Here is a 6348-nt window from a genome sequence, read left to right as displayed (position 1 = left end):
GCTTCGACCGCTATTTCCAGATCGCGCCCTGCTTCCGCGACGAGGATGCGCGCGCCGACCGCTCGCCGGGCGAGTTCTACCAGCTCGACATCGAGATGAGCTTCGTCACGCAGGAGGACGTCTTCCAGGCGGTGGAGCCGGTTTTGCGTGGCGTCTTCGAGGAATTCGCCGAGGGCAAGCGCGTCACCGGCGAATTCCCCCGCATCACCTTTGCGGAGGCGGCGCTGAAATACGGCACCGACAAGCCCGATTTGCGCAACCCGCTGGTCATCGCGGACGTCACCGAGGAATTCAAGGACGAGGGCGTCACCTTCAACGCCTTCAAGAGCGTGATCGGGGCGGGGGGCGTCGTGCGCGCCATCCCGGCGCCAGGCGCGGCCACGCAGCCGCGCTCCTTCTTCGACAAGCTGAACGACTGGGCACGGAGCGAGGGCGCGGGCGGCCTCGGCTACATCATCTTCGGCGAGGAAGGCGGCCGGCTCGCGGGCAAGGGGCCGATCGCGAAATTCATCCCGCCGGACGTGCAGGCGGCGATCGCGCTCCGGGCGGGCGTCGGGGCGGGGGACGCGGTGTTCTTCGCGGCGGGCGAGGAGGCCAAGGCTGCGAGCCTCGCCGGCAAGGCGCGCATCCGCCTCGGCGACGATCTCGGCCTCAGCGACAAGGACCAGTTCGCCTTCTGCTGGATCACCGACTTCCCGATGTTCGAGTGGAACGAGGACGAGAAGAAGATCGACTTCTCCCACAACCCGTTCTCCATGCCGAATTTCGACCGCGAGGCGTTCCTGGCGCTCGCACCTGAGGACAAGGACACGATCCTCGCCATCAAGGCGTTCCAGTACGACATCGTCTGCAACGGCATCGAGCTGTCCTCGGGGGCGATCCGCAACCACCGCCCCGACGTCATGCGCCGTGCTTTCGCGCTCGCCGGCTACGGCGAGGAGGTGCTGGAGGCCAAGTTCGGCGGCATGCTGCGCGCGCTGACCTACGGCGCCCCGCCCCACGGCGGCATCGCGCCCGGCATCGACCGCATCGTCATGCTGCTCTGCGGCGAGCAGAACCTGCGCGAGGTCGTGCTCTACCCGATGAACCAGCGGGCCGAGGATCTCCTCATGGGCGCGCCTTCCGAGGTGACGCCCAGGCAGCTCCGCGAGCTGCATATCCGGCTCAACCTGCCGCAGAAATAGCGTGGAAAAGGCAGCCGCCATCGAGGCGGTCGTCGTCGCCCACGATTCGGCCGAGGTGCTGCCCGCCTGCCTCGCGGCTTTCCGGCGCGAGGGGGTGCCCGCGATCGTCGTCGACAATGCCAGCGGCGACGGCTCCGCCGAGATCGCCGAGCGGGGTGGCGCGCGGGTCCTGCGGATGGACCGCAACGAGGGCTACGGGCGAGCCAACAATGCCGGGATCGCGGCGAGCGGGGCCGAGTTCGTCCTGATCGCCAATCCCGATCTGGTCCTCGACGAGGGGGCGGTGGCGGCTTTCCGCGCTGCCCTTGCCGCCTATCCCGAGGCGGGCCTTTACGCGCCGCGCATCATCGAGCCGGACGGGCGCTATTTCTTCCAGGCGCGCTCGCTGCTCTCGACCTTCCTGACCAATCCGCGCGGCGCCTCCTGCCAGCCGGAGGGCGATTGCTGCGCGCCGTTCCTGTCGGGCGCCTGCCTCCTCCTGCGACGCGAGACCTTCCTGGCGCTCGGCGGCTTCGACCCGGCGATCTTCCTCTTCTACGAGGACGACGACCTCTGCCGGCGCGTCGCCGATGCGGGGCTCGCGCTGGTCCATGTCCACGACGCCGTGGCGCGTCACGGGCGGGGCAAGTCGAGTGCTCCTGCGCCCGGCCGCATCTTCCGCTCGCGCTGGCATCAGGCATGGTCGCGGGCCTATGTCTCGCGGAAATGGCGGCTGCCGTCGCCGGCCCTTTCCATGTTCCTGCTGAACGGGCCCCGGACGCTTCTCGCGCTGGCGAGCTTCCGGCCGGCGCTGGTGGAGCGCTATGCCGGCTCGGCCGCGGGCGCCTGGGCCTTCCTGCGCGGGCGCTCGGCTCTGGCGCGGGAAGGGGTCGAGTAGGCGATCAGTATCTGAGCTTCGTCAGCGGCTCGCCGATGGTGCGGAACACCTCGCGGAGCTGGCGGGCGAGGACGGAGCCTTTCTGGCGCAGGCCGCCGGCTCGCGCCAGCTCCTGCTCGCGGGCCGCAAAGGCGCCCTTGCCTTCGAGGGGCGCAATGACGCTCGGCACCAAATCCGGCTCCGGGGGAGGGGCCGCGAAATCCTCCGCCGCGAGATCCCCCTTCAGGATCAGCTTGGCGGCCCAGTTGCGCAGATGCGCGGCGGCCTCGCCCTCGGGCGCGTTCGGCTTCTGCAGCACGATCGAGGCGTCGCGCCATTGCATGCCCTTGCGATAGACGGGCATCCACTGCACCTGCGCCTCCAGCACCTTGAAGCCGCCATAGCGGGCCACGGCCGGCAGGCCGTCGTCGTAGAAGCGCCAGCAATCCACCGGATAGCGGTGCAGAGGGCCCGAGCTCGGCGAGGTGATGAAGGCGAGGCCGTTCGGCCGCAGGATGCGGGCGATCTCGAGGATCGTCACCCAGAAATACTCGGCATGCTCGAAGACCTCCGAGCAGGTCACGACATCGACCGAGCCGCTCGCCACCTCGCGCCAGTCATAGGGGTCCTTGACGGCGACGTCGACATTGAGGCCGGGCTCGATGTCGAGGCCGGTTGCCGTCCAGAGCGGGTTGGTCATCGCGTCGCGATTGGAATGCTGGGTCGGATCGACGATGGCCGAGCCGACGTCGAGCACGACCAGCGGCTCGGTCTCGACGCTCGCCAGATAGGCCGCGCGGAACACGCGCGCCTTGTCGAGGGCGGAGAGATGCATGGGCTGTCCTTCGGTGGCTTCAACGCGGGGCCGCCCCGCCTCCGCGAAGGGCGGCGATCGTGGCGAGCAGTTCGGGAATGCGGTTGCTCTGGAGGAGCGGGATCAGCGGCACGACCTCGTCCCGCGGCAGGTCCCACCAGGCGGCTTCCAGGAGGGCCGATACCACCTCTTCCGGGAAGCGGATACGGATCACGCGCGCGGGGTTGCCCGCGGCGACGGCATAGGGGGGAACGTCGCGCGAGACGACGGCGCGGGCCGCGATCACCGCGCCGGGACCGACCGTCACGCCCGACAGGATCGTGCAGGCCGAGCCCAGCCAGACGTCGGGACCGATGGTGACGTCGCCCTTGGAAGCGTGGGAGCCTTCGAGGCCGCGGGCGGTGGGCCACAGCCCCGGCAGCGCCGTGAAAGGATAGGTCGTCGCCCAGTCGAGCCGGTGGTTGCCGCCGAGCAGGATCTCGACCTTGTCGGCGACCGAGCAGTAGCGCCCCATGCGCAGCTTGGCGCCCGTCTCGGAGAACCGGACCTTGGGGTGGCCGTAGGAGTACTCGCCTATTTCGTGGCCCCACTTGCGAATCAGCGCTGCCAGGTGAATGGCGGTCTGGTTATGCGGATTGCTACTGAGCCTCAGCCGTTGCAATAACGTCATCGAAACGAAGCTCCAGGCGGATACGGCCGAGGCGAGCGTGCAAAGGGGGGAGAGATGGCGGGCACTGTTTCCGACGACCTGAAGAAGAGCGCGCTCTCCTACCACCGGTTCCCCCGCCCTGGAAAACTGGAGATCCAGCCGACCAAGCCGCTCGGCACGCAGCGCGATCTCGCGCTCGCCTATTCGCCCGGCGTCGCCATCCCCTGCGAGGAGATCGCGGCCGATCCCGCCAAGGCGGCCGAATATACCGCGCGCCAGAACCTCGTCGCCGTCATCTCGAACGGAACCGCCGTCCTCGGCCTCGGCGCCATCGGCGCGCTCGCCTCGAAGCCCGTCATGGAGGGCAAGGCGGTCCTGTTCAAGAAATTCGCCGGGATCGACGTCTTCGACATCGAGGTGGACGAGCGGGACATCGACAAGATGGTCGATGTCGTGGCCGCGCTCGAGCCGACCTTCGGCGGCGTCAACCTCGAGGACATCAAGGCCCCCGAATGCTTCGACATCGAGGACAAGCTGAAGGCCCGCATGGGCATTCCCGTCTTCCATGACGACCAGCACGGCACCGCCATCATCGTCGCCTCGGCGGTGCTCAACTCGCTGGAGATCGGCGGCAAGAAGATCGGCGACATCAAGGTCGTGACCTCCGGCGCCGGCGCCGCCGCGCTCGCGACGCTGAACCTCCTCGTCTCCCTCGGCGTGCCGCGCGAGCATATCTGGGTCACCGATATCGAGGGCGTCGTCTACAAGGGCCGCGAGAAGCTGATGGACCGCTGGAAGTCGGTCTATGCCCAGGACACCGACAAGCGCACCCTCGCGGAGGTGATGGAAGGCGCCGACGTCGTGATCGGCCTCTCGGCGGCGGGCGTCATCAAGCCCGAGATGCTCAAGACGATGGCGCCGAACCCGCTCATCATGGCGCTGGCCAATCCGAACCCGGAGATCATGCCGGAAGCCGCCCGCGAGGCACGGCCGGACGCGCTCATCTGCACCGGGCGGTCGGATTATCCCAACCAGGTCAACAACGTCCTGTGCTTCCCCTACATCTTCCGGGGCGCGCTCGATGTCGGCGCCTCCACGATCAACGAGGAGATGAAGGGCGCGGCCGTGAAGGCCATCGCCGCCCTCGCCCGCGAGGCGCCTTCGGACGTCGTCGCCCGCGCCTATGGCGGGGAGGCGCGGCCCTTCGGGCCGAATTCGCTGATCCCGAGCCCCTTTGATCCGCGCCTCATCCTGCGCATCGCCCCGGCCGTCGCCAAGGCCGCCATGGATTCGGGCGTCGCCCGGCTGCCGGTCGAGGATATCGAGGCCTATACGGAGAGCCTGACGCGCTTCGTCTTCCGCTCCGGCTTCATCATGAAGCCGCTCTTCACCGCCGCGAAGGCCGCGCCCCGGCGCGTGATCTACGCGGAGGGCGAGGACGAGCGCGTGCTGCGCGCCGTCCAGGCCGTCGTGGAGGAGGGGCTCGCCCGTCCCATCCTGATCGGCCGCCCCGCGGTGATCGAGACGCGGCTCAAGCGCTTCGGCCTGTCGATGACGCCCAAGCGCGATTTCGACCTCATCAATCCCGACGACGATCCGCGCTATCGCGACTACGTCGCGACCTTCGTCGAGCTGGCCGGGCGCAAGGGCATCACGCCGGATGCGGCCCGGACGCTCGCGCGCACCAACGCCACCGTGATCGGCTCGCTGGCCCTGATGCGCGGCGATGCCGACGCGCTGCTCTGCGGGCTGGAGGGCCGCTTCCGCTCGAATCTGCGCCACATCACCGACATTGTCGGCTTCGCGCCCGGCCTGCACCAGCTCGCCGCCATGAGCCTGATGGTGACCTCCAAGGGGCCCTATTTCCTCGCGGATACCCATGTGCGGCCCGACCCAACCGCCGAGGAAATCGCCGAGATGACGATTTCCTGTGCGAGCCATGTCCGCCGCTTCGGCATCACGCCGAAGGTTGCCCTCCTGTCGCATTCCGATTTCGGCTCGGGCGACACGGATTCGTCCAAGAAGATGCGCAAGGCTCTCGCCCTGGTGCGCGAGCTGGAGCCCGACCTGGAAGTCGATGGCGAGATGGCGGCGGATACGGCGCTGTCCCAGGTCATCCGCGACCGCGTCTATCCGGGTTCGACGCTCAAGGGAGAGGCGAATCTCCTCGTGATGCCGAATCTCGATGCGGCCAACATCGCCTTCCAGTTCGTACGGATGCTTGCGGATGCCCTGCCCGTGGGGCCGATCCTGATCGGGCCCTCGAAGCCGGTCCACATCCTGACGCCGTCCGTGACGGCGCGCGGCATCGTCAACATGACGGCGGTCGCCGTCGTGGAGGCGCAGTCGGGCCCGGCCTGAGCCCGGCCCGTCATCCCGGCCGAAGAGCCGGGATCGCCATGCGAAGGACGGTCCCGGATACTCGCTTCGCGAGCTCCGGGATGATCGCTGCCGTCTTCAATGCAGCCGGAACTCGGAACCGACGGTGCGCAACTCGGCCGGCCTGATCAGCCGGCTATGGGCGACGGTCACCGAATGGAGCGGCCCTTCGAGCTCGCAGCGCCAGAAATCAAGGAATTTGCGGAGCAAGGGAAACCGCGGCGCGAGGTCGTAATTCTGCCAGACGAAGGTTTGCAGCAGCTTGGGATGATCGGGAAAGCCGTAGAGGATGGTCGCCGTGGTGAGGCCGTAGCCTTCGAGCTGACGGAGGAAATCTTTCGAGACCATTTCAACCCCTTTCCTCTTGTTGCTGCAAGCTCCTGTCGTCTTGAAACCGTGGCGACGCTGAAAGTGTCGCCCTGAACCGTTAACGCTTCATCACCCGTCCGGGGTTCAGCCCCCGCCC

At 68.1% G+C, this 6348-nt stretch carries 6 protein-coding genes; 3 read left to right on the top strand and 3 right to left on the bottom strand.

Going from position 1 to position 6348, the window contains the following annotated elements; genetic code table 11:
* Both aspS and PKD06_RS07345 read left to right on the top strand, forming a co-directional pair.
* On the top strand, positions 1–1184 hold a 1184-nt coding region (gene aspS, locus PKD06_RS07350; protein WP_324379109.1), incomplete at its 5' end, for an aspartate--tRNA ligase.
* 1 nt (position 1185) lies between these two features.
* Positions 1186–2061 carry a glycosyltransferase family 2 protein gene (locus PKD06_RS07345; protein ID WP_324379107.1) on the top strand — a complete coding sequence of 292 codons (876 nt, stop codon included), beginning with the start codon at positions 1186–1188 and terminating at the stop codon, positions 2059–2061.
* Positions 2062–2065: 4 nt separating this feature from the next.
* Here the strand turns inward: PKD06_RS07345 and PKD06_RS07340 are convergent, their stop codons facing one another.
* The gene (locus PKD06_RS07340) at positions 2066–2875 is read right to left on the bottom strand and encodes a methyltransferase domain-containing protein (RefSeq protein ID WP_324379105.1); all 810 of its coding nucleotides are present in this window, start codon (positions 2873–2875) and stop codon (positions 2066–2068) included.
* 19 nt (positions 2876–2894) lie between these two features.
* Positions 2895–3524 carry a CatB-related O-acetyltransferase gene (locus PKD06_RS07335; RefSeq protein ID WP_324379103.1) on the bottom strand — a complete coding sequence of 210 codons (630 nt, stop codon included), beginning with the start codon at positions 3522–3524 and terminating at the stop codon, positions 2895–2897.
* Positions 3525–3578: 54 nt separating this feature from the next.
* Between PKD06_RS07335 and PKD06_RS07330 the strand changes: the two genes are divergently transcribed.
* Positions 3579–5864 carry an NADP-dependent malic enzyme gene (locus PKD06_RS07330; RefSeq protein WP_324379101.1) on the top strand — a complete coding sequence of 762 codons (2286 nt, stop codon included), beginning with the start codon at positions 3579–3581 and terminating at the stop codon, positions 5862–5864.
* Between the two features lie 96 nt (positions 5865–5960).
* Here the strand turns inward: PKD06_RS07330 and PKD06_RS07325 are convergent, their stop codons facing one another.
* Complete coding sequence (locus PKD06_RS07325) at positions 5961–6230, bottom strand: usg protein (RefSeq protein WP_324379099.1); 270 nt, start codon at positions 6228–6230, stop codon at positions 5961–5963.
* Positions 6231–6348 lie beyond the last annotated feature (118 nt).

It is taken from the genome of Enterovirga sp. (assembly GCF_035325185.1).
GTDB lineage: Bacteria > Pseudomonadota > Alphaproteobacteria > Rhizobiales > Beijerinckiaceae > Enterovirga.
The sequence above is the reverse complement of the archived record's forward strand: the minus strand, read 5'-3'. Positions and strand labels throughout refer to the sequence as shown.